Below are 24571 nucleotides of genomic sequence, written 5' to 3'. Positions count from 1 at the left end.
GGTCGGAGAAAAGACCATGAAGATCACTGGAGTGGAGCTGCGCCGCATCGCGATGCCGCTGGTCGCGCCGTTCCGGACGTCGTTCGGCGTGGAGCGCACGCGTGACGTGCTGCTGGTGCGGGTGGTGACGCCGGACGGCGAGGGCTGGGCGGAGTGCGTGGCACTGTCCGAGCCGGTGTACTCCTCCGAGTACGCCGACGGGGCCGCCGACGTCATGCGCCGCTTCATGATCCCGGCTCTGACCGCGTTGCCGCAGGTCGACGCGTACGGCGTGGGCCGGGCGCTGGAGCCGTTCAAGGGCCACAGGATGGCCAAGGCGGCACTGGAGACCGCCGTGCTCGACGCCGGGCTCCGCGCCGCGGAGCAGCCGCTCTCCGATTTCCTGGGCGCGTCGCGGGAGCGGGTGCCCTGCGGCGTCTCCGTGGGCATCATGAACTCGATCCCCGAGCTGCTCGACGCGGTCGACGGCTATCTGGCCGAGGGATACGTCCGGATCAAGCTGAAGATCGAGCCGGGATGGGACGTCGAGCCGGTGCGCGCGGTCCGCGAGCGGTTCGGCGACATCATGCTGCAGGTGGACGCCAACGCGGCCTACACGCCGGCCGACGCGCCGCACCTGGCCCGACTGGACGCGTTCGGCCTGCTGCTGGTCGAGCAGCCGCTGGCGAACGACGACCTGGTCCGTCATGCCGAACTGGCCCGGCGGATGTCGACGCCGCTGTGCCTGGACGAGTCGATCGAGTCGGCCGCGCACGCCGCCGCCGCGATCTCGCTCGGCGCCTGCTCGGTGGTCAACATCAAGCCCGGCCGGGTGGGGGGCTACCTCGAGGCGCGCCGGATCCACGACGTGTGCCGCGCGCACGGGGTGGCGGTCTGGTGCGGCGGCATGCTGGAGACCGGCATCGGCCGGGCGGCCAACGTCGCCCTGGCCGCGCTGCCGGGGTTCACTCTGCCGGGCGACACGTCGGCGTCCCGGCGCTACTTCGCGACCGACATCACGCCGCCGTTCGAGCTGCGCGACGGCCACCTCGACGTGCCCACGGGTCCCGGCATCGGGGTGGATCCGCTCCCCGACGTCCTGGACGAGATCACCACGTCGCTGGAGTGGATACCGGCCTGACCTGCGGGTAGAGGTCGGCTGTTGGGGGACTCTAGAGGGACGTTTGCTCAGTTTTGATGGATTATCTCCCTCTTATCCCCTCGCACTGACCTACTGTGATCATCTGGTCACGGGGGGATCGGGTGAGCGTTTGGCACGGATGGTCCATCAGGACGCGCCTGACGGTGGTCTCGAGCGTCGTCATGGCGCTGCTCTGCACCATCGCGACGGTGTTCATCCTGCTCGCCGTCCACGGCAGCGCCACGGACTACCGCGAGGAGCAGCTGGTCTCCGACGCCGTACGGATCGTGCAACAGGTCCGGCGCAAGGGCATCCCCACCTCCATACCCGAGCCCGGTGACGTCTCGGCCCAGCTGTACAACCCGGTCGGCACGCAGGTCGCCGCGACGCCGGACGTGAAGGGCATGCCGCCGCTCGGCGACTTCGGCACGCCCGACATCGACAACTACGCCATCAGGCACCTGTGCGACATGCCCTCCTTCCCCGGCGACTGCAAAATCGTGCTCGCCTTCCCGATCGACCTGGCGAACGGGGTCTGGTGGCTCTACGCCGCCACCGACCAGGTGCCGTGGTACGTCAGCGCGCCGTTGCTGAGCACGCTCGTCGGGGGCTCGCTGCTGCTGGTCCTGCTGACGGCGCTGGGCGCCTACCGGACCGTCGGCAGGACGCTCGAACCGGTGAACGCCATCACCGACAAACTCGCGAAGATCACCGGCAGCGACCTCAGTCAACGGGTGCCCGTCCCGCACTTCCAGGACGAGCTCAAACGGCTGGCCGAGACGGCGAACCAGACACTCGACCGGGCCGAGTCCGCCGTCGACCAGCAGCGCCGGTTCGCCTCAGACGCCTCGCACGACCTGCGCAGCCCGCTGACCGCCATGCGCGCGGAGGTCGAGGAAGCACTGCTCCATCCCGGCGAGACCGACTGGGAGGAGACGGGCAAGGCACTGCTGGAGAGCCTGGAACGGCTCCAGGATCTGGTCACCGACCTGCTGCAGATCGCCCGGCTCGACGCCGGCGCCCCGGGACAGCTGGAGCCGATCGACCTGGCCGAGATGGTGACGTGCGAGCTCGACCGGCGGCAGCGCGGCGTCACGGTGACGCGGCGGCTCGCTCCCGGTGTGGTGATCAACGGTGATCGGCTCCGCCTCACCCGGCTGCTGACCAACCTCCTCGACAACGCCGAGCGGCACGCCGAGTCCAACGTGACCGTCGTCGTCGAACGCCAGGGGGATTCGGCCGTGCTCGAGGTGGTGGACGACGGCGGCGGCATCACGCCCGACCAGCGGGAGATCGTGTTCCAGCGCTTCGCCCGGCTCGACGCGGCCCGCAGCAGGGACGCCGGAGGCACCGGCCTCGGCCTGCCGATCGCCCGGCAGATCGCGGAGAGCCACGGCGGTTCGCTGACCCTCGAGGACTCCACCAAGGGCGCGCGGTTCGTGCTCCGCGTCCCCGTGGCCGACTCGGCGACCGGCTCGGCGGCCGGCTGAGTCAGCGGGGCTCGTGGAAGGCGATGACCGTGGGAACCGGCGCCTTGAGCGCCTCCACGACGGCCTCCCCCAGCTCCTCCGGGCGTTCCGCCTTCCTCCCCCGCGCGCCGTACGCCGAGGCCAGGGTCATGAGGTCCGGCGCGTGCAGGTCGACCCCCACGGGCGGCATGCCGCGGCGCGCCATCTCGTCCCTGATCTCCCCGAAGCCGCCGTTGACCGCGACCACGATCGGCAGGCTGAGCCGCAGTTCGACGGCGGTCGCCAGCTCCTGGACGCTGAACTGCAGCGCGCCGTCCCCCGCCAGCACCACGACCGGCCGGTCCGGCCTGCCGACCTTCGCTCCGATGCCCGCGGGCAGCGCGAACCCGAGCGTGCCGTACCCGGCGGGGAACAGGAACCGGCCGGGCGGGTCCATGGGCATGCCGACGATCGCGCCGTGGTAGCTCATCATCGAGTTGTCACCGACCACGACCGTGTCCGCCGGCATGGCCTCGCGCAGCGCCACCAGCTGCGGCGCCCACCTGTGGGTGAGATCGCGCAGCTCCGCGTCGCGCTCGCGCTCCACCGGGTCCTCCGGCGCGGGCACGTCACCCGCCGCCGGCACCCGTACGGCGAGGCCCTCAAGGGCGAGGGCGGCGTCCGCCACGACCGGCACGCCGGCCACGTGATCCCCGTACATCTGCCCGGGATCGACGTCCACCCGGATGAGCGTGCCGGTCAGGGCGAAGCCGTCCTCCCACAGATCCGCGGGACCGAGTTCGGTGCCGACCGCGAGCACGACGTCACAGGAGGCGAGCCAGCGGCGGACGCCGGCGAGGTGGAGGGTGGCCCCCAGGCACAGGGGGTGACTCTCCGGAACGGCGCCCTTGCCGTTCACCGTCGTGACGACGCGGGCCCCCGTGCGCTCGGCCAGCTCCATCGCGAGCCGTCCGGTGACCGGCTCGTCACGGCCGGGCTGCTGGGCCCCGCCGCCGAGGACGATCCCCGGCCGCCGCGCCGCGCGCAGGAGCCGGGCGGCCTCGTCCAGCGCGCCGGGGTCCGGGACGCGCGGCATCGGCCGGTACGGCGTCGCGAGGTCCGCCGTCCCCACGCGTTCGAGCAGGTCGGCGGGCACCTCGACGTGGACGGGGCGCGGGCGGCCCTCCGTGAAGGCGGCGAACGCGCGGGCGACGGCGGCGGGGATCTCCCGGATCGAGGTGACGCGGTGGCTCCACGCGCAGAGCGCGTCCAGGGCGCCCGACTGGTCCTTGCTCTCGTGCAGGTAGCCGCGTCCCAGCCGGGGATGGTCGGTCGGCACTCCGGGTGACAGCAGCAGGACGGGCGAGGAGTCGGAGTACGCCTGGGCGAGCGCCGTCGCCGCGTTGACCACACCGGGACCGGTCGTGGTGACCGCGACGCCGGGGCGGCCGGTGACCCGCGCGTACCCGTCCGCCGCGTATCCGGCGCCCTGCTCGTGGCGCGGGGTCACGCAGGTGACGTTGTAGCGGGCCAGCTCCTGATAGACCGCCAGATTGTGCGTGCCGGGAATCCCGAAGATCGTGTTCACACCGTGGCCGCGCAACGCGGCGACGAGCACTCCTGCCCCCGTGGCTTCCATTTCCACCCCCACCCGGAATTCGACCCTAGGGCTGGTACGTGCGCATCGTATCTTCGGGTTATCACAATGTGACAGAGAACCCCATTTCCGGCCCATCCGGATATAAAGGTATCAGGGGGACTAAATTCTCAACGGACCACGATATTGGCGTCGGTCCGGCCGTTCAGAAGGTTGACGACGGACGCGACCGCCTGACGGGTCATCCGCTCCATCGACTGTTTCGTGTGGGACGCGATGTGCCCGGTGACATACATGCGGTCGCCGAAATCGTTGAGCAGGTCCTTGGCGACGCTCGAATCCTGGTAGTAGCCGTCGAAGACCGCCATGCCGAGCAGGCCGGCGGCGAGCGCGTCACGCAGCGCCTCGGGGTCGACGACGCACGCGCGGGCGGTGTTGACGAGGATCGTTCCAGGCCGGACCCGCCCCAGGATCCGGTGGTCGATCATTCCGGCGGTCTCCGCGTTGCCGCCCACCATGACGACGAGGACGTCGCTCCACTCGGCGAGCTCGGGCAGCTGCCTGAACCGCAGTCCCAGGGCCCGCTCCTGGTCCTCTCTCCGGGTGCGGTTGTAGTAGGAGACCCGGCAGCCGAACCCGCGGCTCAGGATCGTGGCGATGCGCGTGCCGATCTGCCCGAGCCCGACGATGCCGATCTTCTTGCTGACGAGCTCGTCGGGCAGCTCACCCGCGTCCGTCCAGTGCGGATAGACCGTGCCGAGGTGCCGCGGGATGCGCCTGCCGGCGTTGATGATCTGCCCGATGGTGAACTCGGCCACCGCGTCAGGGGTGCGTTCCGGCGTGTTCGTCACGATGATCCCGCGCCGCCGGGCCGCCGCGACGTCGATGAAGGTCTCGTAGCCGATCCCCAGGAAGGCGATGACCTTGAGGCCGTACGCGAGTTCCAGCGCCTCCTCGGACACGTGCTCCTCGCCCCCGTGCAGGTAGGCAACCGCGTCCGCGAGCTCGTGCCGCAGCGCCTGCGCGGTCAGCGGCTCACCGCGGCCGACCGGGACCACCTGGAAGCCGAGGCCGTACAGCGGGGCGAGAAGCCGCTCGTCGATGCCCGCACCGCTCACCACGATCTTCGCCGCACCGACCACCGCCCCCATGCGCGCCGCCCCGTCAACCACGACATCCACGGCGGATATATGCCCGCTCGTCCGCATTTGAGGCATGATCAGGTCTTTCGGACTCAAAAGCTGGCATTTCGGATTTCCGGTGCGGCAGCCCTTCTCAGCGAAAGACCTCATCACGGCCCGGGAGCCGGTCGCGCCGCGTCGGGAAACCCGAAATACCACAACGGTGTTGGCGTCCCCAAGTGTAGGTCCGGCCAGGACGGTCGGCCTCCCACCGGCGGGGAATTTCTCCTTGACTTATTGTTGTAATCGAATTCAGCGGTAAGAATGGCTCCAATCCGTGCCGACGACGCAGCCGGCCGGGTCGTCGTGGCGAGGGGGATCCATGAAACTTCAGCCGCGCCAGCAGCTCCTGGAGCTCTGGGAGGCCACAGCCCGCACCTCCTACCAGGAGAGGTCGTGGGTCTGGGGTGGGCGCGACGGCTCCAACTCGATCTCGGACGCCGAGCAGCTCCTGTGCCTGATGTATCCCGCGGCGGAGCTTCCCGGCTTCCGGCTCGACACTCCGGACGAGACGTCGGACGACGTCCTCGACACGCTGGCCACGCTGGGCGACAGCGTCGAGATCCCCCGGCTGCTCCTGCGGCTCTTCTCGCACTACCTGCGCACCTACACGGGCGCGGACGGCAAGGCGATCTTCTCCGGCGGCAGCTACTTCCAGCCCTCCGCCCCCGACGGCGAGATCACCCCGGACCAGCGCGAGATCGACGTCGTCGACTCCTACTCGATGTCGATCACGCTCATGCTGAGCATTCTCGGCTTCCTGAAGGTCTTCCGGCAGAGCGTGCGGCGTGAGGGCATCCGCAGGGAGATACGCGAGCTGGAGACCCTGGCCGGCAACCGGCTCTCGGCCGCCATGGTCGGCATGCTGCGCAGCTTCTCCGTCAACGCCTTCGAGCCCGGGTCGCCGCAGGGACAGGCGTTGCTGCGCACCGCCAACCAGACGGGCGCGCCCACGCGGCGGGTCCTCGACGACTTCCAGAAGCAGCTCCAGGGGGTCCGGGCCGGCCTGCGCGACCTCACGATCGGTTCCGGCGTCGTCGATCTCGACAACCCGAACCTGCTCTTCGAGTGCGGCTGGTCCTGGGGGGTCGTCAAGGACGCCCCGACCGTCGACACCGAGCGGGAGGTGGGCCCGCAGCCCAAGGGCATCGCGGCCGACACGCCCTACCTCTACTTCACGGTGAACGCCCTGGTCGGTCTGGTCGACCTGTGGTCGGAGCGCACCCGAGTCCTCGGCCTGCTCGACGACTCCCAGCAGCAGCTCGCCGCCGCGCTCCAGCTCCGCTGGGACCTCACCCAGGGCTACTGGCGCACCGTCGCCACGTACGGGAGGGGCCGCTGGCCGCTGGAGGACATCCCGTGGCGGACCACCGACGGCAAGGAGTCCGACTACTACAGCCTCGGCGTCACCGCCATGGTCGTGCAGTACCTCTCCCGCAACAGAGCGGGCGACGTGGACCTCAACCGGGTCGCGGGCGTCCTGGAGGAGCTGGCGATGCGGGCGCGCATCACCCGCCGGGCGATCCCCGGCGACCCGCCGGTCGCCTTGCACGCGCCGGGCGTACGGGTGAACCTCTCCGGCACCGAGGAACTCGGCCCCCCGATGATCTGGGTCGTCTCCGACTTCTCCATCACGCTGCTCAAACGGACGATCTGGGTGGCCAACGTCGCGCAGAGCTCGCGCACCAGAGAGCGGCTGCACAACCTGGCCGACCTGATCTGGCAGCACATCCTGTCGCGCCAGTTCAACAGCGGCCTGCACAAGGGCCTGTGGGACCAGCCCGCGAACGCCTTCCCCGACGTCGTCATCCGGCAGGAGCAGCCCTCGTGGTACTTCACTGAGCGGGTCGTGGAGTTCCTCGTCTCGCTGGCCCAGGCGTCGGGCGAGTCGCCGCTGCGCAGCGCGCAGCTCTTCGACATCGCCAGCGACATGCTGAGCGAGGCCGAGCATCTCCTCAACAGGGAGCAGGTCCTGCGCCCGGTCCTGCCGGGGCAGAACATCCGCTCCAGCGTCAGCGGCGTCCAGGCGGGGCTGCAACGGGCCCGCGCCATCATGGGCGAGCGCCCGGCCAGCGCGATCGCGCTGATCACCAACGCCCTGCTCGAACTGGAACGTCAGGCGACCGCTCGCGAGAACGCCTCGGAGGCGATGTAGCGATGCTCGTGTTCGCCATCTCCGACAAGGGCGGCACGGGCCGCTCGGTCACCAGCAGCAACATCGTGTACCGCCGCGCGCTCCAGGGCAGCGACGTGTGCTACCTCGACTTCGACTTCGGTTCTCCCACGGCCGGGGCCATCTTCAGCGTCAGCTCGGCGGCGCGGGGTACCGCGCAGGGCGGCATGCACCGCTATCTGGAGGGCCGGCTCGCCGATCCGCACCGGATCGACATCTGGTCCGAGTCCGACCGCGAGGGGCTGCGCGCCAAGCCTCCCGGAGCGGGCCAGATGGTGCTCTTCCCCGGCGACGAGGGCGGCGGCGAGTTCTCCACGGTGAGCGAGGAGATGCTGCAGCGCTGCGTGCGGCTCTTCGCCCGGCTGGAGGAGGAGTTCGACCTGTGCCTGGTGGATCTCAGCGCCGGCCGCTCGTTCGCCGCGCAGATGGCGCTCGCCGCCACGGCGCGGCTGCCCGGGGTGCCCTTCCGCTGGCTCGTCTTCCACCGGTGGACCCGGCAGCACATCATCGCGGCCGACGGCCTCGTGCGTGGTCAGCAGGGCCTGCTGGCGGTGGGCGTGCAGCACGGGCACGACGAGGAGGCCCTGGCCGACCACATCCGCTTCGTCCGCACCGCCGTTCTCGAACCCGACGCCGCCGAGCTGGAGGGGCTGCGCGAGACGCAGAAGGCCTGGTTGAACGAGTGCGACCGCGAACTGCGCGAGCTGGCCGGCCGGCACCGGGTGGGACGGACGTCGATGCTCGGCAAGATCCCGCTCGATCCGGTGCTCCAGTGGCGCGAGCAACTCATCTCCGACGAGGACGTGCTGTCCAGCCAGATCGCCAACGCCGAGACCGTCGCGGCCTTCGACGACCTGGCCAAGAAGATCGTCGACGACAGCGCGTGGGAGGCTCTGTGACGCCGGCGTACGCCACGTTCGGTGAAGTCGCGGCGGAGCGCAGGATCGCCTCCGCTCCGCTGTCCCACGTGTCCATCGAGCTGGGACACCTCTACATGGAGGACTTCCAGGCGGGGCCGGAACGGCTCAGGGAGCAGTTCCGGCAGGTGGCTCCGTGGGCGGAGACCATGCGCAGGAGTTGGCAGTCCCGGGTGCCCGGCGGCCGGGCCAGGGTCAGCACCTGCTTCCTGATCGACGACTACTTCAGCAGGTTCAGCACTCCGGCCGAGCTGGTGCCCATGGTGCTGGAGGCGGCCGCGGAGTGCGATCTGACCATCGACTACCTCGCCCGCGAGTCCGCCTGCGCCGAGGCGGACGGTGTGAAGCTCGCCCGGCTGGTGGAGGACCGGCTGGTCACCGACCCGCCCGCCGACACCAACGGCGCGCGCCCGCCGGTGACCGAGACGGGCTGGCTGTGCAACGGCGCCAGGTCCCCACACGGCGGTGCCGTACAGGCGATGGGGTCGGCGCGGGGGTGGGAGCCGCCCGCGCAGAACGCCAAGCGGCGGCACTCGATCTTCGTCGACGTCGAGCTGTGGGACACCGACAGCCGGGGACGCACCTGGTCGTGCCCGTTCCTCGCGGCGGTCTGGCAGCTGCTCCGCCTGGGGTTGATCCGCAACGAGGGCGAGCTGCCGGTACGGCCGCGGCCACGCGGTCCGTCGTTCCCCTCGGACTGGGACGAGCTCCCGGCGATCGTCCAGCTCAACCCGGCCGCCGCCCCGTTCAGCGCGTACTCCACGCTGTCGGTGCTCTCCTCGCGCTTCCTGCCGGTCGAACTCGCCGTACGGACGATCCTCAGCCAGGTCTTCGTGGACGCCGAGGTGCTGGGGCAGGTGGCCGCGCGGAGCGCGGGTGAGGGCATCCCCCTGCGGGACGAGCTCGTCGATCGAATCTCCTACGTCTTTCTGGGAGTGTGACCCGCCGGATCCGTGATCGGAGCGCACATGCTGGTGATGGGGGAAGTCCGGACCGGGCTCCTGCAGAACTCCGGGGAGATCCCCGAATCACTGTGCCAGAGCGTCCTCGGACTGCTGTCCGGTGAGCGGGTGCGGGTCTCGCGCCGCCCCATCGTGTACGCGGTGTCGCCGGACCAGCTCACCGGTGTGGACTGCCGGCTGGCGTCCGCGTCGCGGGCCAGGGTCAGGGGCGTCGGGACGGTGCTGTCCCGGGCCTCGGTGACCGGCGGGCGGCTGCTGCAGGGGTCCTCGCACATCCGGGTGGTGCGCAGCGAGTCCGACCATCGGCTGTCGTGGTCGCACTACCTGGCCAGGCCGGGCGTCGTCGAGGTCTTCGGCAAGGTACGCGTCCTCGATCTCGCCGAGGGCTTCGCCGAGAACGGCGCGCGGGACGACTGCCTTGACCTGGGCAGCGTGAGCGAGCGGTTCATGGACGCGGTTCAGGCGTCCCCGTTCCTGGACAGGAAGGCGCCGTTCAGGAGCGCCAGGACGCGGCTGCGCTGGGTGGCGGAATGCGGGGGCCCGGGGAGCACCGGCACAGGGAACACAAGCGCCGGCACGGGCGCGGGCACGGCGAGCGGAGGCGCGGCGAGCGGAGGCGCGGCGAGCGGAGGCGCGGAAATCCCTGGGACCGGCGTTCTCTCCCCGGAGGGCCCGGCCATCCGGTTCACGCTCGGTCGCGACCAGGTGCGGACGCTGCGTCTGGTCCTGCCGGGCGGGTTCACCCCCGGCGTCGTGGACTTCTGCGAGGACCTGGCGCTGCACGACTGGCTGCTGACGACCCTGCTGGTCATCGTCGAGAGGGCCAGGGTCGGCACCGCCACGCGGGGGGAGGTCACGGCGAAGCTGGCTCCCGCGGTGGACCACCTGCTGCACCTGTGGATGCCGGCGGCCCGGCTGGACGAGGGGTTCGCGCCCTTCTGGGAGACCCTGGAGCGCCGCCCCGGATTCAGCCGTCAATGGCAGTCACTGGTCGAACGCGTACGCGACCAGATCGCGATCAACACGTTGGCTCTTCTCAGGGAAGCGGGCGGGTGGTAGATGCCGGTGCCAGGTAAGACGAGGTTCGCGCCCGAGATCATCCCCCGCACTCTCCGGAAGATCCTCATCACCGCGGCCGTCGGGGTTCCCACGTACTTCCTGACCAACGACAACGGACCGGCCTTCGACGGCGAGCACACGGCGTGGTCGCTGCTCCTGACGGTGTTCATCAGCGCCGTGGTGTTCCTGACGCAGTACCTCATCGAGGTCGACAGGCAACTCGAGGCGACCCGCCACGAGATGATCACCGGTCTGTCGCGGATCACCAAGGCGACAGAGCTGTTCAACCGGGTGGAGGCGTCGGCGGTGCAGACCGACGTGATCACCCAGCTGGTGAGCAACGCGACCAGGGTCGACAAGGAGATGCCCGCGCTGGTCCAGGCGTTCGCGCAGTCGGAGATCGCGCGGATATCCACGCTGCTGCGCGAGCTCAGCGAGGGCAACGTCATCTATGAGGGCGAGGACCGCGACTGGCTGCTCGGCCTGACCCGGAACACGCAGCGGACTCTCGACGCCCTCAGCCTCAACGTGGTGGACCAGGGGCCGAGCGAGTTCGACGGCGGCTTCTGGACGACGGACGCCGGCCAGCGCTATCTGGAGGCCCAGCGGGACCGGCTCAGGGCCGGGGTGCGGATTCGTCGGATCTTCTTCGTGGACCGCACGGAACGCGTGGAGTCGGAGATGTTCCGGCGGATCTGCAAGATGCACACGGAGATCGGGATCGACGTGCGGATCCTGACGCCCGGTCACCTGTCCAGCCCGCTGGGGTTGCTCGACTTCATCGTCTTCGACGACGACGTGAGCTATGAGATCACGCCGTCCGCTCCGCAGGTGGGCCAGATCACCACGCACACGTTCGTGCACACCCTGCTGGTGCTGGAACCGCCCCGGGTCAGGCAGCGGATCGAGCGGTTCAAGGAGCTGTGGGAGCTGGCGTCGGAGCCGTTGTGAACGACCGGTCGGGGCGGCAGATGTCCAGCCTGTCCCGGGTCTCCTCGTCGGCGCGGCCGTTCAGGACGGCCGAGACCAGCTCGGCGGTGGCCGGCGCGAGGGTGACGCCGAGGCCGGCGTGCCCGGTCGCGGCCAGCAGCCTGCGGTGGTCGTCGACGTATCCGATGATCGGGATGTGGTCGGCGCTCGCCGGGCGCAGTCCCGCCCAGTGGTGCTCGATCGGCCATTCCGCCACCGCCGGCATCAGGGTGGCCGCCCATCTGCTGATCTCGTCCCGCCCGGCGGCGGTCGGGGTGGGGTCCCCGACGCCCTCCTCGTACGTCACGCCGACGGCCAGCCGCCCGTCGTGCCGGGGCACGAGGTACGGGTAGCCGGTGTGGCCGTCCGAGGTGATCTCGGCGAAGACGTGGTGGCGCAGCGGGTAGGTCGTGAAGCCGGGGCGGCGCACGTTGAACGCCTCGCCCTTGATCGGCAGCATGACGTCGGCGAGGGAGGGCAGCAGCCGCCCGCTGAGGTGGCCGGCGGCCACGACGACCGTGCCGGCGTGGATCACGCCGCCGTCGTGCAGCTCGACCAGCGCGCCCTCGGGGCTGGATGCCACGCGTAGGGCGCGGTCCCCCACCCGGACGCCGACACCCGCGCGCTCCATCGTGCGGCGCAGGGCCTCCATCAGCTCGCGCGGGTCGAGGGCGAGCTCCTCGGGCAGCAGGAACCCGCCGACCACGGCCTCGCTGAGGAGGGGTTCGAGCGACCTGGCCTCGGCGGCGGTGAGCTGCTCGACCGCGAACGGCGAGGCGACCCACTTGGGCAGCACCACGGTCTCCAGGCGCGTCATCTCGTCGTCGTCGAGGGCCACCTGGATGTCGCCGCCGTCCAGGACCGCGACCTCGAATCCGGAGACCTCGGCCAGCTCGTCCAGCCAGCCGGGGTAGAGATCGCGGCTGTACTTGATCACGGGGCTCAACCGGCCGAGGCAGGAGCCCTCCGTCTGGGTGAGGATGCCGCCCATCGCCGCGTCGGAGGCCCCGAGGCCGAGCTTCGGCGCCGCCTCGACGATGACGACGCTCCTGCCCTCCGACCTGATCCTGTGCGCGATCGCGCATCCGATGACTCCGCCGCCAACGATCGCGACATCACAGGTCTCACGCACGCAAGCTCCCCATGCTTCGCCGTTTCCCGGCTTCCACAGTAGGTGAGGTCAGGACATTCAAGAAGGTCACACACGCGTGGCCCGCCCGAACTTTATCGCGAAAGAATCTTGAGAGTGGGGCGAACGCGCGAGATTGCTGGAGTGCCTGTTGCGCCCCTATTGGATCGCTCGTACAAATCAAAGGAGGAGAATCCGGGAGAGGGAGGGCGTATGAGCAGGACCGCCGTCATCACGGGCGGGGCCTCGGGGATCGGCCGGGCGGTCGCCCGCGCGCTGGTCGCGCGGGGCCTGCACGTCACGATCGCCGACATCCGGCACGCCGAGAAGGCGGCCGGGGACCTCGGCTGCGCCCACGCCACGCTCGACGTGACCGACGCGTCGGCCGTACGCGACCTGCTCGGCGCGGTGCGGGACGAGCACGGGCGGCTCGACTACGTGTTCAACAACGCCGGGATCGCGATCGGCGGGTACGCGGACGAGCTCACGCTCGACCACTGGAACGCCGCGATCGACGTCAACCTGCGCGGGGTGGTGCACGGCGTCCACGCGGCCTACCCGATCATGGTGCGGCAGGGGTTCGGGCACATCGTGAACACGGCGTCGCTGGCGGGGCTGACCCCGGCTCCGATGATGGCTCCGTACACCGCGACGAAGCACGCGGTGGTGGGCCTGTCGCTGGCGCTCCGCGCGGAGGCCGCGGCCAAGGGCGTACGGGTGAGCGTGGTCTGTCCTGGTTTCGTGGACACGCCGCTGCTCGACCACGCCAACCCGGGGCTGCCGCCCACGGAGGTCGGCGACCAGGCCCGGCGGGCGGCGGTGCGGGCGCAGGGGCGGCTCTACCCCGTGGACGCGATGGCCCGCGACATCCTGCGCGGGGTGGCGCGCGACCAGGCGTTCATCGTGGCGCCCGCCTCCGCCCGGTTCGCCTGGCGTCTCGCCCGGTTGTCGCCGGTCCTCGCGTCCCGGGTCGCCGGTCTGGCGGTCCGCCGGGCGCCGTGGCGGGCCCCCTGGTGATCACGAGGCCGCGACCGCCGGGGTCCCGGCGGTCGCGGCCCTGATGGTCAGAGTGCCTGGAGCCGCGGCCCCGACGGTCAGAGCGCCTGGTACTCGAACCAGTCGAACCCGGCGGAGTTCGTGCCGGGGCCGCCGTTGGAGCTGGCGTACATGCCGACGTAGGCGCCGGTGAAGCCGCCCGCGACGGTGGAGCTGAGGATCCGGCCGTCGACGGGATCGCCCAGGTCGCGCCACTCGCCCGGCGGCGCGGCGTACCGCGCCTGGTAGTCCTGCCCGCGTGCCTCCACTCCCAGGTGGACACGGCCGGGTGGGACGTCCGCGCGGGCCAGCAGGCGATCGGTCCCGGCCTCCCGCCTGACCAGTTCGAGCCCGCGCGCGGTCAGCACGACGAGGATGTGGAAGTCGTCGTTCTGGACCAGGGCCAGACCCGCGCACTCGTCGCCTTCCGGCGTGAATTCGAGCGCGGTGTGCACGGCGAAGTCCCTGTGCTGCTGACGCCTGGCGACCAGGCTCGGGTTCACCCGCTCCGCCAGCGTCTCCGGCCGCGCCCGCAGCCAGAGGCGGCCGCCGGAGAGGCTCCAGTACGGCTCGCGCGGCGTGCGCAGGTGGTTCCAGACGGGCGACAGCCGTACGGAGTCGAAGTGGTCGCAGGCGGGGCCGGCGGGCGGGCGGTGCGGAGTGAGTGCGGGAGACCGGCGGCTCTCGGTCACCTCGCCGACGACCGGCCAGCCGTCCTCCCAGGTCACGGGGGTAAGGAACGTCTCCCTGCCCAGGTTGGCGAAGTCGCCTCCGTAGGGGCGGGTGGCGAGCAGCACCATCCACCACTCCCCCTCCTGGGTCTGGACCAGGTCGGCGTGGCCGGTGCAGGCGATCGGGTGCTCGCGGCCCTTGTGCCGGTTGGTGAGGATCGGATTGCGCGGGTCCGGCTCGTACGGCCCGGCGATGTCGCGCGAGCGGGCGATCATGACGGCGTGGTCGCGGGCGGTGCCCCCTTCGGAGGTCAGCAGGTAGTACCAGTCCCCGATCCGGTAGAGGTGGGGGCCCTCGGACCAGATGCCGCGGCGCTGCACCGCCTCCCAGATGATCCGCTCCTCGCCGACCGGTGTGAGGCCGTCGAGGCGCCGGAGCCAGATCTCGGTGTCCCCGGGATAGCGGCCTTGCGTCTTCTCCCGGGTGCCGACGACCCACGCCGTGCCATCGTCGTCGAAGAACAGGGACGGGTCGATCCCCCGCGTCGTGGGCAACCAGTGGGGATCGCTCCACGGTCCCGCCGGGTCGGTCGCCGTGACGATGAAGTTGCCTCCGCCGTCGACCAGCGTCGTGATCAGGTAGAAGACGCCGTCGTGGTGCCGGATGGTCGGCGCGTAGACGCCGGCGGACGGCGCCAGGCCGTCCAGGTCCAGCTGGGACGGGCGGTCGAGGACGTGCCCGAGTTGCCGCCAGTGGACCAGGTCCCGGCTGTGGAAGATCGGCACGCCGGGGAACCATTCGAAGGTCGAGGTGACGAGGTAGTAGTCCGCACCCACCCGGCAGATCGAGGGATCCGGATGGCACCCCGGAAGCACGGGATTCCGGAAATGGCCGTTCTCTGTCCTGGACGCCTGCTCCATCGGCTCTCCTTGTCGGTCATGGTCGCGATCGTGTTCGCGTCCCGGGCTTCCTGAAGATGGGGACGGGACCGGGCGCCATGGCCTCAGAGGAGGCCGGGCCTCGCACGCTGCGGAAGGCGAGACCCGGCCGCTTCCCATTGGAACATGCCGGTCCGCGGAGTTCACGGCGATATCGCCGGAATCATGCGGTAGTCATGCCGCGGTCACGCTGTGGTCACTTCGTCAGACGGAGCACCCCCCAGCGCGCGGTGCTCAGGTAGCTCTGTCCGGTCGGGTCGTTCCAGGTGACCGCTCCGGTGCGGCTCGCACCCGTGGCGTCGTTCACCTGGACGTCGAAGCCGAGTAGCGCGTCCTTCGCCAGGGTGATCGTCGGGAGCTTGACGGCCGCCTCGATCACATAGCCGCCGGGGACGATCCTGGCCGCGCTCGTCAGGTTGTCCTTGACCGCGAAGGCGTCGAACGTGCCGCCGACCGTCTGCCGGCCGGAGAAGGAGATCCGGTACTGGCCGTCGTCATCGTCGTATCCCTTGGTCTTGCCGTTGCCGGGGTCCACGAAGATCTCGACGGAGTCCTGCTCCCAGGCGTTCGGGGAGTCCTCGCTCAGGGTCGCGTCGGTGACCTGGGCCAGGACGTACAGCGTGCCCCCGTGGTCACCGGCGCCGTTCCAGAGCGCGCGGACGCGCGCGGTGGCTCCGGTCGTGCCCTGAATCCAGGTGGTGGTGCGGATCTCGGGACTCCTCGCCCACAGCGCGTCCACGGTCCCGTCGACGACGGGCGCCGCCTTGGACGCGGTGGCGAGCTTGATCGCGGGGACGACGGTCGGCGCGCCGTTCCAGGCGATGTCCTCGCCGCCCGAGGCGTTGTGGACGGTCACGCGCAGCGTGCCGGCCATACCCAAGGGAAGCAGGGCCTCCACGCGGTATCCCCCGTCGGTCCTCTTCGCGTGGGCGGGGAACCCGTGGGCGTGCGTGCCGCCCCGCCTGACCGTGTACGGCGTGCCGCCGGCCTCGAAGGTCACGGAGTCGTTCTTGTCGTTCGAGGGGTCGCCTACCTCGGCCATCACGTACAGCCCCGCGCCGGTGGACCTGGCCTGGAAGCGGGCGGACAGGTCGCCGACGCGGGCGATGGGCGTGTCGGGCAGCAGGTCCCATTCCAGGTCGCGCTTGCCGTCGACCACGATCGTCCCGGCGGGGACGGTGAGCCGGCGGGTGAGCGGCGGCAGCTTCGAGGGGTCCGCGATGCCCCAGTACGCGGGTTTGGCCTGGAGTTCGTCGTCGAACGGCAGCGGCGGGTTGAGCCGGGTGATGGGGAAGGACGACAGCCATGTGCCGTCGTCGGCCACGCCCCAGACGGTGACCGAGCTGATCTGCGACGCGTGCCTGCGGAACACGTCGAACAGCTCCTTGTAGCGGTATCCCTGCTCGGCCAGGACGTCCTGCGGCACCGTGTCGTACGTCGAGACGAAGTCGGTGTAGACGCTGACGTCGAGCTCGGTGATCTGCTGGTCCACGCCGAGGGCGGCGAACCTCTCGATGGTGTCCTCGACGTTCGAGGCGGGCGCCTGCTCGATGTTGACGTGCAGCTGGTGGCCGACGCCGTCGATGGGCACGCCCTCGGCGCGCAGCTTCCTGACGAGGTCGTAGAGCGCCTCGCGCTTGCGCGGCCATTCGGTGTTGTAGTCGTTGATGAACAGCGTGGCGCCGGGGTCGGCCTCGTGTGCCACGCGGAAGGCCGTGCGGATGTAGTCGAGCCCGGTGATCTCGAACCACTTCGACCGGCGCATGCCGTCGGGCTGGTTCTCGTCGATGACCTCGTTGACGACGTCCCAGGCGGCGATCTTGCCCTTGTACCTGGTCACCAGGGTCCGGATGTGGTTCTCCAGGCGCTGGAGCAGCAGGGCCCGGTCGGCCGGGGTGAGGTCCCGGTCACCGTCCTTGAACACCCAGTCGGGGGTCTGGCTGTGCCAGGCGAGGGTGTGGCCGCGGAACTTCAGGTCGTGCTCCGCCGCGTAGTTCACCAGGTAGTCCGCCTCAGTGAAGGTGAACCGCCCCTCCTCGGGCTCGGTGGCGTCCCATTTCATGTCGTTGCCGGGGGTGACGCCGCCGTAGTGCCTGAGCAGGAGCTGCCCGTGCTCGCCGAGGGTCTGCGCGCGGTTGAACGCGACGCCGAGCGTGAAGGGGACCGTGTCCTTCAGCGAGGGGATGTCGGTCTGGATCGGTTTCGGCTCGATGTACGTCAGGGAGAAGTCGTCCAGGTAGAACGGGAAGGTGCCGCCGTCCGACTCGATGTAGACGCTGAGGAAGTCCACGTCGTGGGCGAGGGTGTAGGTGCCCTTGAGCCGCGTCCACTCCCCCGGGGCGACGGCCTTGGGCGCGGCCACCCGCTGGTAGGCGGGAGTGCCGTCCAGCCGCCGTTCGAGCGACAGTCCGAGGTTGCCGGAGGTGACGTCGGGGCCGAGCCGTACCCATGCGGAGATCTCGTACTTCGAGCCCTTGGCCATCGCGCCGAGGACGCTTCGTGACGGCCCGTCCCAGGACGCGCTCCGGCCCGACACGGCGAGGCTGTACGCGCCGCCGTGCGCGACGGCCGTCGTGGGCGTGAGCGAGGCGGAGGCGCGGGGCGACCAGCTCTGCGCGGTGCCCGTCTCGAAGTCGCTGGCCAGCCCGGACCGCGTGGGGTCGCCGTCGGACGTGATCACGATGTCGTCGAGGTGGTACCGCGACGTGGCGTCCGAGCTCTCGACGTAGAGCTGCAGGTCCGTGGAGTCGGCGGTGAAGGTGTACGTCCCGGACAGTTCGGTCCACGCGGCGTCGGTCACGGTGCCGGCGCCGACCCGCTCGTAGGTGGTGGACCCGCCGGCCGGGGTCCGCTGCACGGTCATCGCGACGGTGCTCGGCGGCTGCCCGCTCGCCAGCCTGGCGAAGGCGGTGACCGTGTAGGTGACCCCCTTCTCGAACGGCGGGGTGATCGTGGCTCCGTGCCAGGTGGCGGCCCGGCCCTGGACGAGCAGCGCGCCCTCCCCCGAATGCGCGGTGTCGCTCAGCCCGACCGTGACGCCGGAGCCGCGCGCGCTCCAGCCCTGCGTGCTGCCGTTCTCGAAGTCGTATTTCGCGACGTGTACGGCAGCGCTCGCCGGGCTTGTCGCGATAAATCCTGATAACAGGCATAACAGGGCGGCGGCCATCGCCATCCAGCGCGTACGCATTCGGGCGTCTCCTCGTGGTCAGGTTGAGGGCGACATCGGGAAGCGCGGCGACCGCCCCCGGCGGTCGCCGCGCCGGGCCCGGATCTCCGGGCCTTCGGGCGGGCTACCGGGACAGGTTCTCGGCCAGGAGGTCCAGCAGGGGCTCACGCCGTACGCACCGGGCGAGCGCGAAGGAGTCGGCGAGGGCGATGAGCTCCTCGTCGGAGAGGCCGCGGAACAGGTCCGCGTACTCCGGCAGCAGGGCCTGGGCGATCAGGATGTGGCGCAGGAGGTCGTCGGTCTGGTAGCGGGCGCCCCACGGGAAGGGGTCCCAGGACGGGAACTCGGTCTCCACCAGCCGGTGCAGCGGGGCGAGCTGGTCCGCCGCCTCCTCCATCGTGGATCCCCACCTGTCGGCGCCGAGCCGGGTCTTCTTGGCGATGAACGGCCCGAACCTGTCCATGTACGGCCCGGCGGCGTGGACGAGCCCCTGGAGACCGACGTCCTTGTACGTCCACAGGGACCATCCGGCGTCGTGCGCGTCGTAGATCTCCAGCTGGTCGCGCAGGATCTGGTACCGCTGGGCGTCGGTCTCTGGGTCGCCGGTGTAGACGGGGCCGAACTCGCCGACCCACACCGGAGTCCCGGTCTCGCGCTGGAAGGCGGTCCGCCGGGTGAAGGTGCTCTCCAGCTGGTCGCGGTCGCACCACTCGCCGCGGGTGTGGCCGGGGTACGGCCCGCCGTGCGCGAACCCGGCCAGCGCGTAGTCGTGGCAGACGAACACCGTGTTCTCATACACCTCACGAAATATCGTGAAATCGGTGGAGTACCGGTTGCCGTCGAGGAAGAGCACGTGCGCGGGGTCCACCGCGCGCACCGCCTTGACGAGCCGGTCGTAGAACGGCCCGACCACCCGGCCCTCGACGTCGCCGGGCTCGTTGACGGGGTTGTAGCCCGCCACCCAGGGGTCGTCCTTGTACCGGTCGGCGATGGCCTCCCACATGTGCACGGCCCGGTCCTGGAAGTGCCGGTGCCGCCAGAAGGACGCGATGTGGGTGGGATTGTCGGAGTGCCAGTGCTGGTTCTGCGCGCCGGGGAGGGCGTGCATGTCGATCACGGAGTAGATTCCCCGGTCGCCGAGCAGGCGGATGACCCGGTCCAGGTGGCGGAAGCCGCGCTCGATGATCTCCATCGGGCGGTCGTCGGATTCGAAATGCCGGTAGTTCACCGGGATCCGCACGCAGTTGATCCCGAGGTCCGCCAGCAACGCCGCGTCGGCTTCGTCGAAGAACGAGGTCAGCAGCCGGTCGAAGAACAGCTCGTAGCGGTCGTCCCCCAGCACCTCCCGTACGGCGGAGCGCATCGAGGACTCGTCGGCCGGGTACCCGGTGATGAAGTTCTCCATGTTCATCCAGCCCCCGAGACCCACTCCGCGCAACCGCACCGGGGTACCGTCGGCCGCGACAAGGCGGGATCCGGACACACGCAGGGTCATCACAACTCCTTCTTCACATGCCGGGACGAACCCGGACGATCTTCGGTATTCGGCCGGACGCGGGAGGTCATCCCTTGGTGGCGCCCGCGGTGAGACCACCGATGAGCTGGCGTTCGGCGACGCTGTAGAAGGCCAGTGCCGGCACCATCGCGAGCACGACGTACGCGAGGATCTTGGCTGTCTGCGAGGAGTACTGGCCGTAGAACTGCTGGACCCCGAGCGGGATGGTCCACCAGTTGGGGTCATTGAAGATCACCAGCGGCAGGAAGAAGTTGTTCCAGCTCGCCACGATCGCGAGCACGGACACCGTGGCCAGCGCGGGGCGCGCCATCGGCAGCAGGATCCGCCAGAAGAAGCCGAAGGCGGTGCATCCGTCCATCGTCGCGGCCTCTTCGAGCTCCCTCGGGACACCGCGGAAGAACGAGCGCAGGATGATGATCGTCATCGGCAGCCCGAAGGCGGCCTGCGGCAGGATCACCCCGAGCGGGTTGTCCAGCAGCCCCATGGTCCGCAGCAGCACGAACAGCGGCAGGATCGCCACCGTGAACGGGAACATCAGCCCGACCGTGAACAGCGTGTACAGGAACTCCCTGCCCCGGAACGCGAACCTCGCGAAAACGAAGGCCGCCATGGCGGAGAAGGCGACCACGATCAGCGTGGTGGCCAGCGCGATGAACACGCTGTTGAGAATCTGCCGCCAGAACGAGCCGGACAGCAGCACGTCGGTGTAGTTCTCCGGAACCCAGGGCGAGGGCAGGCCGAACGGGTTGTCCGAGAGCTGCACCGTGTCCTTGAATCCGCCGATCAGGGCGAACAGCAGGGGGACGATGACGAACGCGCTGAGCACCAGCGCGACGGCGTGCAAGGAGATGCTTCGGGCCTGGAACTTCGGCTTCCGGGTCCCCCGAGGGGTGGCGTGGGCGCTCATCGCGCGTCTCGCATGGTGGTGATCGCTCCTTCAGTGTCGCGGCGCATGACGAACCGCTGGTAGCCGATCGCGAAGACCAGGCTGATGATGAACATCACGACGCTGACCGCGCTGGCGTAGCCGACCTGGGACCGCTTGAAGCCGGACTGGAACATGGTCACGGCCATGGTCTCCGACGAGTGGATCGGGCCTCCGCTGGTCAGCACCCAGACCAGGTCGAACAGCTGGATGGCACCGATGACGGAGAGGAAGATGCTGATCCGGATCGTCGGCCCGAGCAGCGGCAGCGTGACATACCGGAACTGCTCCCAGGCGGTCGCGCCGTCGATGGAGGCGGCCTCGCCGATCTCCTTGGGGATGCCCTGCCGCCCGGCCAGGTAAAGGATCATGTGGAAGCCGAAGTACTTCCAGGTCATCACGACGAACAGGGCGAGCAGCACCGTCGACGGGTCGCCCAGCCACTCGGCCTCGAAGGCGCCGAGCCCGATCGCGCGCAGGACCTGGTTGGCGAGTCCCAGGTCCGGCGAGAGGATCATGGTGAACAGGACACCCGTGATCACCTCGGACAGCATGTACGGGGCGAAGAACAACATCCGGTACACGGCGCGACCGCGCATCTTCTGGTTGAGCAGCATGGCGATGCCGAGCGCCAGCGGAAGCTGGATCACCAGCGACAGGACGATCAGGACCAGGCCCCGCCACAAGTCGCCGCGGAACACCTCGTCGCCGAACATCCTGGTGAAGTTGTCCAGCCCGATGAAGTTCGTGGGCAGCCCGCCGAGGCCGTTCCACTTGAACAGGCTGGTGTAGCCCGCGACGGCGATCGGCACCAGGACCAGCAGGCCGAACAGCACCAGCGCGGGGAGGATGAACAGGGTGATCGTCACCAGGCCGCGTAACCGCCGCCCGCGCCCGGAAGGCGGTGTCCGCTGCCCTGCCGTACGGGAGGGGGCTGCCGGGGCTCCCGATCGCTCACCCACTGAGGCCGGGGATGTCACTTCGCTTCGCTCCGCTCGTTGCTCGCCGGGGCCGCTTTCTGGCCACGGCTGGTGGTCCCGTTCGCCAGGCGGGCCGCGGCTCGGGCGCCCGGGGTCAGGCGCGTCGAGGGACGCTCACCGCGGCCGCCGGCGCGGGTCTTGGACGGACGGCGCCGCCGGACGTGGAACCTCCACGTCCACCGGGGAGCGGGCCGGGGCTTGCGGCTCTGGCCCGCTCGTCCAGGACCAGTCCGGATTTATTCGGACTTCGCCACTTCAGTGATGGATTTCGCCACTTCATCCGGAGACTTGGAGCCCGCGATCAGCGCGGCCACGCTGTCGTTGACCTCCTGGCCCACAGCGGGCGGGTAGGCCTGGTCGAGGTAGAGCTGGAACCCCGTCGCGGAGACCAGCGCCTTGGCGACGACCGCGAGGTTCGGGTCCTTGACCGCCGACTCCTCGCCCTTGAGCACGGGCAGGATGATCCCGGCCTCGACGGCCTTGGTGTGCTGGGGCATCTCCAGCATGTACTTCAGGAAGTCGACCGCCTCAGCAGGCGCGTCCGCGCCCACGGCGTACCCGCCGCCCCCTCCGAACGCCTCCGTCGCCACGCCCTTGCCTCCCTCGACCGACGGGAAGGGGAAGAAGCCGAGATCGTCACCGAGCCCCTTGCCCGCGTCGCTCTCGACCGACGGCGCCCACTGCCCCATCAGCTCCATGGCGGCCTTGCCGTTGCCCACGGTCGCGGCCTGGCCGTCCGGTGTGGAGTAGCCCGCGCCCAGGAAGCCCTTCTGGAACGGCTGGAGATCGACGAGCTGCTTGAGGTGCTCGCCCGCGGAGACGAAGTCCGGCTTGGTGAAGTCGTGGTCGACGCCCGCCTGCTTGAGCGCGTCCAGACCGGCGATCCGCATCGCGAGGTAGGCCCAGTAGTAATGGCCCGGCCACTTCTCCTTGCCCGCGAGGGCGATCGGCGTGATGCCCGCGGCCTTGAGCTTCTTGACGTCATCGAGGTACTCGCTCCACGTGGCCGGCGGCTGGGCGATGCCCGCCTTGGCGAAGAGCGCCTTGTTGTACCAGAAGCCGACCATCCCGATGTCGTTCGGAACGGCGTACATCTTGGCGTCGAACTGGTAAGCCGACAAGGCCGCCGGGGTGAAGTTGCCGACCCAGGACTGCGTGTCCGCGGTGATGTCCTTCACCAGGCCCGCGTCGATCTGCTGCTGGAGCATGCCGCCGCCCCAGGTCGCGAAGATGTCGGGCGCCTTGCCCGACTGGGTGACCGTCGCGAGCTTCGCCTTGAACGCCTCGTTCTCGATCGGGACGTTCTTGATCGTCACGTTCGGGTGGGCGGCCTCGTACTCCTTGACCCGCTCGGCCATGATCGACTTCGACGGCTCGGCGGTGAAGATGTTCCACCATTCGACCGTGACCTTCTCGGACGCGGGCTTGTCCGACGCTTCTCCGCCGCTCCCCTCGCTGGAGCATCCCGCGAGGACCAACGCGGTCGCCGCGAGTAAGACCACACCTCGTCGAGTCAACGACATCTCAGTGCTTCCCTTCCTTATCTACGGACCCGCTGGTGGTCCGGTGAAAGTTTCAGGTGCACCCCCGAATATTTCGTGACCCGGAGAATAGGTAAACTCCGCGTTACGCGTCAATAGCCCCCATGGGAGCGATCCCATACCGGGCCGGACGTGCGACACGCGAATCCGAAAGTTTTCGGCTACGCTACCGTCCATGCCAGCGAAAAGGCGGGTGACGATCGCCCTGATCGCCAAGGAGGCGGGGGTTTCCGTCCCCACGGTTTCCAAGGTCATCAACGGCCGCCCCGAGGTCGCGTCCGAGACCAGACAACGGGTCGAGCGCCTCCTCCACAAGCACGGTTACCAGCGCAGGACCGGTCACGGCGACGGCCCGGTCGGCCTCATCGACCTGGTCTTCGCCGAGGTCGAGAGCCCGTGGGCGATGGAGCTGATCCGCGGCGCCGAGACCACGGCGCGCGAGGCGGACGCCGGCGTGGTCGTCTCCGTCCTGCACACCCACTCGGGTCCCGGCCGGGACTGGATCGACCGCATCGCGGCCCGCCGCACCGACGGTGCGATCATCGTCGGGTCGCACCTGTCCGTACGGCAGCAGGGGCAGCTCAACGCCCGTGCGATCCCGTTCGTCGTGGTGGACCCGGACGGCGAGCCCGCGCCCGGCATGACCTCGGTGGGCGCCACGAACTGGCACGGCGGCCTGGCCGCGACCCGCCACCTGCTCGAACTCGGGCACACCAGGATCGGCATGATCGGCGGCCCGCCCGACATGCTGTGCAGCCGCGCGCGGATCGACGGCTACCGGGCCGGGCTGGAGACCGCCGGCGTGGGGGTCGACCCCGAGCTGATCAGGAACGGCGACTTCCTCGTCGGGTCCGGGCGGGACCAGGGGCACGCGCTGCTCTCGCTGCCCGACCCGCCCACCGCGATCTTCGCGGGCAGCGACATGCAGGCGTTCGGCGTCTTCGAGGCGGCCAGGCGACGCGGCCTGCGGGTGCCGGAGGACCTGTCCGTGGTCGGCTTCGACGACCTGCCCCTGGCACGTTCCGCGTGGCCTCCGCTGACCACCGTCCGGCAGCCGCTCCAGGAGATGGCGGCGCTCGCCGCCCGCATGGTCCTCGCCATCGGCCGGGGCGAGGTGCCCGAGCCGCGCCGGGTCGAGCTGGCCACCGATCTGGTGATCAGGGAGAGCACCGCCGCGCCGCGCGTCCGCTGACCCGCCATCGCGTACCCGCTGACCTGTTCAAGGTCCGCACGGGTCGCCCGG

General features: G+C 70.1%; 18 protein-coding genes. 9 read left to right on the top strand and 9 right to left on the bottom strand.

Translation table 11 applies throughout. The annotated features are described in order from the left end of the window. Positions 1–16 precede the first annotated feature (16 nt). Together menC and AB0I59_RS04690 are read left to right on the top strand one after the other, a co-directional pair. The gene (gene menC / locus AB0I59_RS04695) at positions 17–1120 is read left to right on the top strand and encodes an o-succinylbenzoate synthase (protein ID WP_358130053.1); all 1104 of its coding nucleotides are present in this window, start codon (positions 17–19) and stop codon (positions 1118–1120) included. A gap of 122 nt (positions 1121–1242) precedes the next feature. Beyond that, a complete protein-coding gene (locus AB0I59_RS04690; RefSeq protein ID WP_358130050.1) occupies positions 1243–2610 on the top strand; it encodes a sensor histidine kinase in 1368 nt (455 codons plus the stop codon). Between the two features lies 1 nt (position 2611). Here the strand turns inward: AB0I59_RS04690 and AB0I59_RS04685 are convergent, their stop codons facing one another. Together AB0I59_RS04685 and AB0I59_RS04680 are read right to left on the bottom strand one after the other, a co-directional pair. Continuing rightward, positions 2612–4207: a thiamine pyrophosphate-binding protein gene (locus AB0I59_RS04685; RefSeq protein WP_358130047.1), complete on the bottom strand. Its 1596-nt coding sequence runs from the start codon at positions 4205–4207 to the stop codon at positions 2612–2614. 128 nt (positions 4208–4335) lie between these two features. After that, positions 4336–5346, bottom strand: a complete 1011-nt coding sequence (locus tag AB0I59_RS04680) for a 2-hydroxyacid dehydrogenase (protein WP_358130044.1) — start codon at positions 5344–5346, stop codon at positions 4336–4338. 322 nt (positions 5347–5668) lie between these two features. On the opposite strand from AB0I59_RS04680, the gene AB0I59_RS04675 reads away from it, so the two are divergent. From AB0I59_RS04675 to AB0I59_RS04655, 5 genes are read left to right on the top strand one after another with little or no spacing between them, the layout of a single operon-like run. Then, on the top strand, positions 5669–7501 hold the full coding sequence (locus AB0I59_RS04675; protein ID WP_358130041.1) for an SCO2524 family protein: 1833 nt from the start codon (positions 5669–5671) through the stop codon (positions 7499–7501). A gap of 2 nt (positions 7502–7503) precedes the next feature. Then, the gene (locus tag AB0I59_RS04670; RefSeq protein WP_358130038.1) at positions 7504–8418 is read left to right on the top strand and encodes an SCO2523 family variant P-loop protein; all 915 of its coding nucleotides are present in this window, start codon (positions 7504–7506) and stop codon (positions 8416–8418) included. Beyond that, positions 8415–9377, top strand: coding sequence for an SCO2522 family protein (locus AB0I59_RS04665; protein WP_061255286.1), 963 nt, complete (start codon positions 8415–8417; stop codon positions 9375–9377). The genes AB0I59_RS04670 and AB0I59_RS04665 overlap by 4 nt, the downstream gene beginning before the upstream one ends. A gap of 27 nt (positions 9378–9404) precedes the next feature. After that, complete coding sequence (locus AB0I59_RS04660) at positions 9405–10457, top strand: SCO2521 family protein (protein WP_358130035.1); 1053 nt, start codon at positions 9405–9407, stop codon at positions 10455–10457. A gap of 6 nt (positions 10458–10463) precedes the next feature. Next, positions 10464–11408 carry a hypothetical protein gene (locus AB0I59_RS04655; RefSeq protein ID WP_358130032.1) on the top strand — a complete coding sequence of 315 codons (945 nt, stop codon included), beginning with the start codon at positions 10464–10466 and terminating at the stop codon, positions 11406–11408. On the opposite strand, the gene AB0I59_RS04650 is transcribed toward AB0I59_RS04655, so the two are convergent. Then, positions 11371–12558: an NAD(P)/FAD-dependent oxidoreductase gene (locus tag AB0I59_RS04650; protein ID WP_061255283.1), complete on the bottom strand. Its 1188-nt coding sequence runs from the start codon at positions 12556–12558 to the stop codon at positions 11371–11373. The genes AB0I59_RS04655 and AB0I59_RS04650 overlap by 38 nt on opposite strands. Positions 12559–12768: 210 nt before the next feature. Here AB0I59_RS04650 and AB0I59_RS04645 point away from each other — a divergent pair, with 210 nt between their 5' ends. After that, on the top strand, positions 12769–13572 hold the full coding sequence (locus AB0I59_RS04645; RefSeq protein ID WP_061255282.1) for an SDR family oxidoreductase: 804 nt from the start codon (positions 12769–12771) through the stop codon (positions 13570–13572). Between the two features lie 77 nt (positions 13573–13649). Here AB0I59_RS04645 and AB0I59_RS04640 read toward each other — a convergent pair whose 3' ends face one another. From AB0I59_RS04640 to AB0I59_RS04615, 6 genes are all read right to left on the bottom strand, one after another. Continuing rightward, a complete protein-coding gene (locus AB0I59_RS04640; RefSeq protein ID WP_358130028.1) occupies positions 13650–15182 on the bottom strand; it encodes a glycoside hydrolase family 43 protein in 1533 nt (510 codons plus the stop codon). A gap of 214 nt (positions 15183–15396) precedes the next feature. Further along, entirely contained in the window at positions 15397–18387 is a 2991-nt protein-coding gene (locus AB0I59_RS04635) for an endo-1,4-beta-xylanase (protein WP_358130025.1), read from the bottom strand. A gap of 103 nt (positions 18388–18490) precedes the next feature. Continuing rightward, positions 18491–19861 carry a glycoside hydrolase family 5 protein gene (locus AB0I59_RS04630; protein WP_358130022.1) on the bottom strand — a complete coding sequence of 457 codons (1371 nt, stop codon included), beginning with the start codon at positions 19859–19861 and terminating at the stop codon, positions 18491–18493. A gap of 67 nt (positions 19862–19928) precedes the next feature. Next, positions 19929–20789 (bottom strand): carbohydrate ABC transporter permease, encoded by an 861-nt coding sequence (locus AB0I59_RS04625; RefSeq protein WP_358130019.1) that lies wholly within the window; start codon positions 20787–20789, stop codon positions 19929–19931. Continuing rightward, positions 20786–21676: a carbohydrate ABC transporter permease gene (locus tag AB0I59_RS04620; RefSeq protein WP_358130016.1), complete on the bottom strand. Its 891-nt coding sequence runs from the start codon at positions 21674–21676 to the stop codon at positions 20786–20788. Before AB0I59_RS04620 ends, AB0I59_RS04625 begins: the two co-directional genes overlap by 4 nt. Before the next feature lie 347 nt (positions 21677–22023). Then, positions 22024–23310, bottom strand: a complete 1287-nt coding sequence (locus tag AB0I59_RS04615; protein ID WP_061255276.1) for an extracellular solute-binding protein — start codon at positions 23308–23310, stop codon at positions 22024–22026. Positions 23311–23503: 193 nt separating this feature from the next. On the opposite strand from AB0I59_RS04615, the gene AB0I59_RS04610 reads away from it, so the two are divergent. Further along, positions 23504–24520, top strand: a complete 1017-nt coding sequence (locus tag AB0I59_RS04610; RefSeq protein WP_358130013.1) for a LacI family DNA-binding transcriptional regulator — start codon at positions 23504–23506, stop codon at positions 24518–24520. The last annotated feature ends 51 nt before the right edge of the window (positions 24521–24571 follow it).

This window comes from Microtetraspora glauca (genome assembly GCF_040656155.1).
Lineage (GTDB): Bacteria > Actinomycetota > Actinomycetes > Streptosporangiales > Streptosporangiaceae > Microtetraspora > Microtetraspora glauca.
This window is presented reverse-complemented; position numbering and strand designations above follow the sequence as displayed.

Coding starts and splice junctions, on each gene's coding strand:
- menC (WP_358130053.1), top strand. CDS start 17: ATGAAGATCACTGGAGTGGAGCTGCGCCGCATCGCGATGCCGCTGGTC.
- AB0I59_RS04685 (WP_358130047.1), bottom strand. CDS start 4,207: ATGGAAGCCACGGGGGCAGGAGTGCTCGTCGCCGCGTTGCGCGGCCAC.
- AB0I59_RS04675 (WP_358130041.1), top strand. CDS start 5,669: ATGAAACTTCAGCCGCGCCAGCAGCTCCTGGAGCTCTGGGAGGCCACA.
- AB0I59_RS04670 (WP_358130038.1), top strand. CDS start 7,504: ATGCTCGTGTTCGCCATCTCCGACAAGGGCGGCACGGGCCGCTCGGTC.
- AB0I59_RS04660 (WP_358130035.1), top strand. CDS start 9,405: ATGCTGGTGATGGGGGAAGTCCGGACCGGGCTCCTGCAGAACTCCGGG.
- AB0I59_RS04645 (WP_061255282.1), top strand. CDS start 12,769: ATGAGCAGGACCGCCGTCATCACGGGCGGGGCCTCGGGGATCGGCCGG.
- AB0I59_RS04640 (WP_358130028.1), bottom strand. CDS start 15,182: ATGGAGCAGGCGTCCAGGACAGAGAACGGCCATTTCCGGAATCCCGTG.
- AB0I59_RS04635 (WP_358130025.1), bottom strand. CDS start 18,387: ATGCGTACGCGCTGGATGGCGATGGCCGCCGCCCTGTTATGCCTGTTA.
- AB0I59_RS04630 (WP_358130022.1), bottom strand. CDS start 19,861: ATGACCCTGCGTGTGTCCGGATCCCGCCTTGTCGCGGCCGACGGTACC.
- AB0I59_RS04625 (WP_358130019.1), bottom strand. CDS start 20,789: ATGAGCGCCCACGCCACCCCTCGGGGGACCCGGAAGCCGAAGTTCCAG.
- AB0I59_RS04615 (WP_061255276.1), bottom strand. CDS start 23,310: ATGTCGTTGACTCGACGAGGTGTGGTCTTACTCGCGGCGACCGCGTTG.
- AB0I59_RS04610 (WP_358130013.1), top strand. CDS start 23,504: ATGCCAGCGAAAAGGCGGGTGACGATCGCCCTGATCGCCAAGGAGGCG.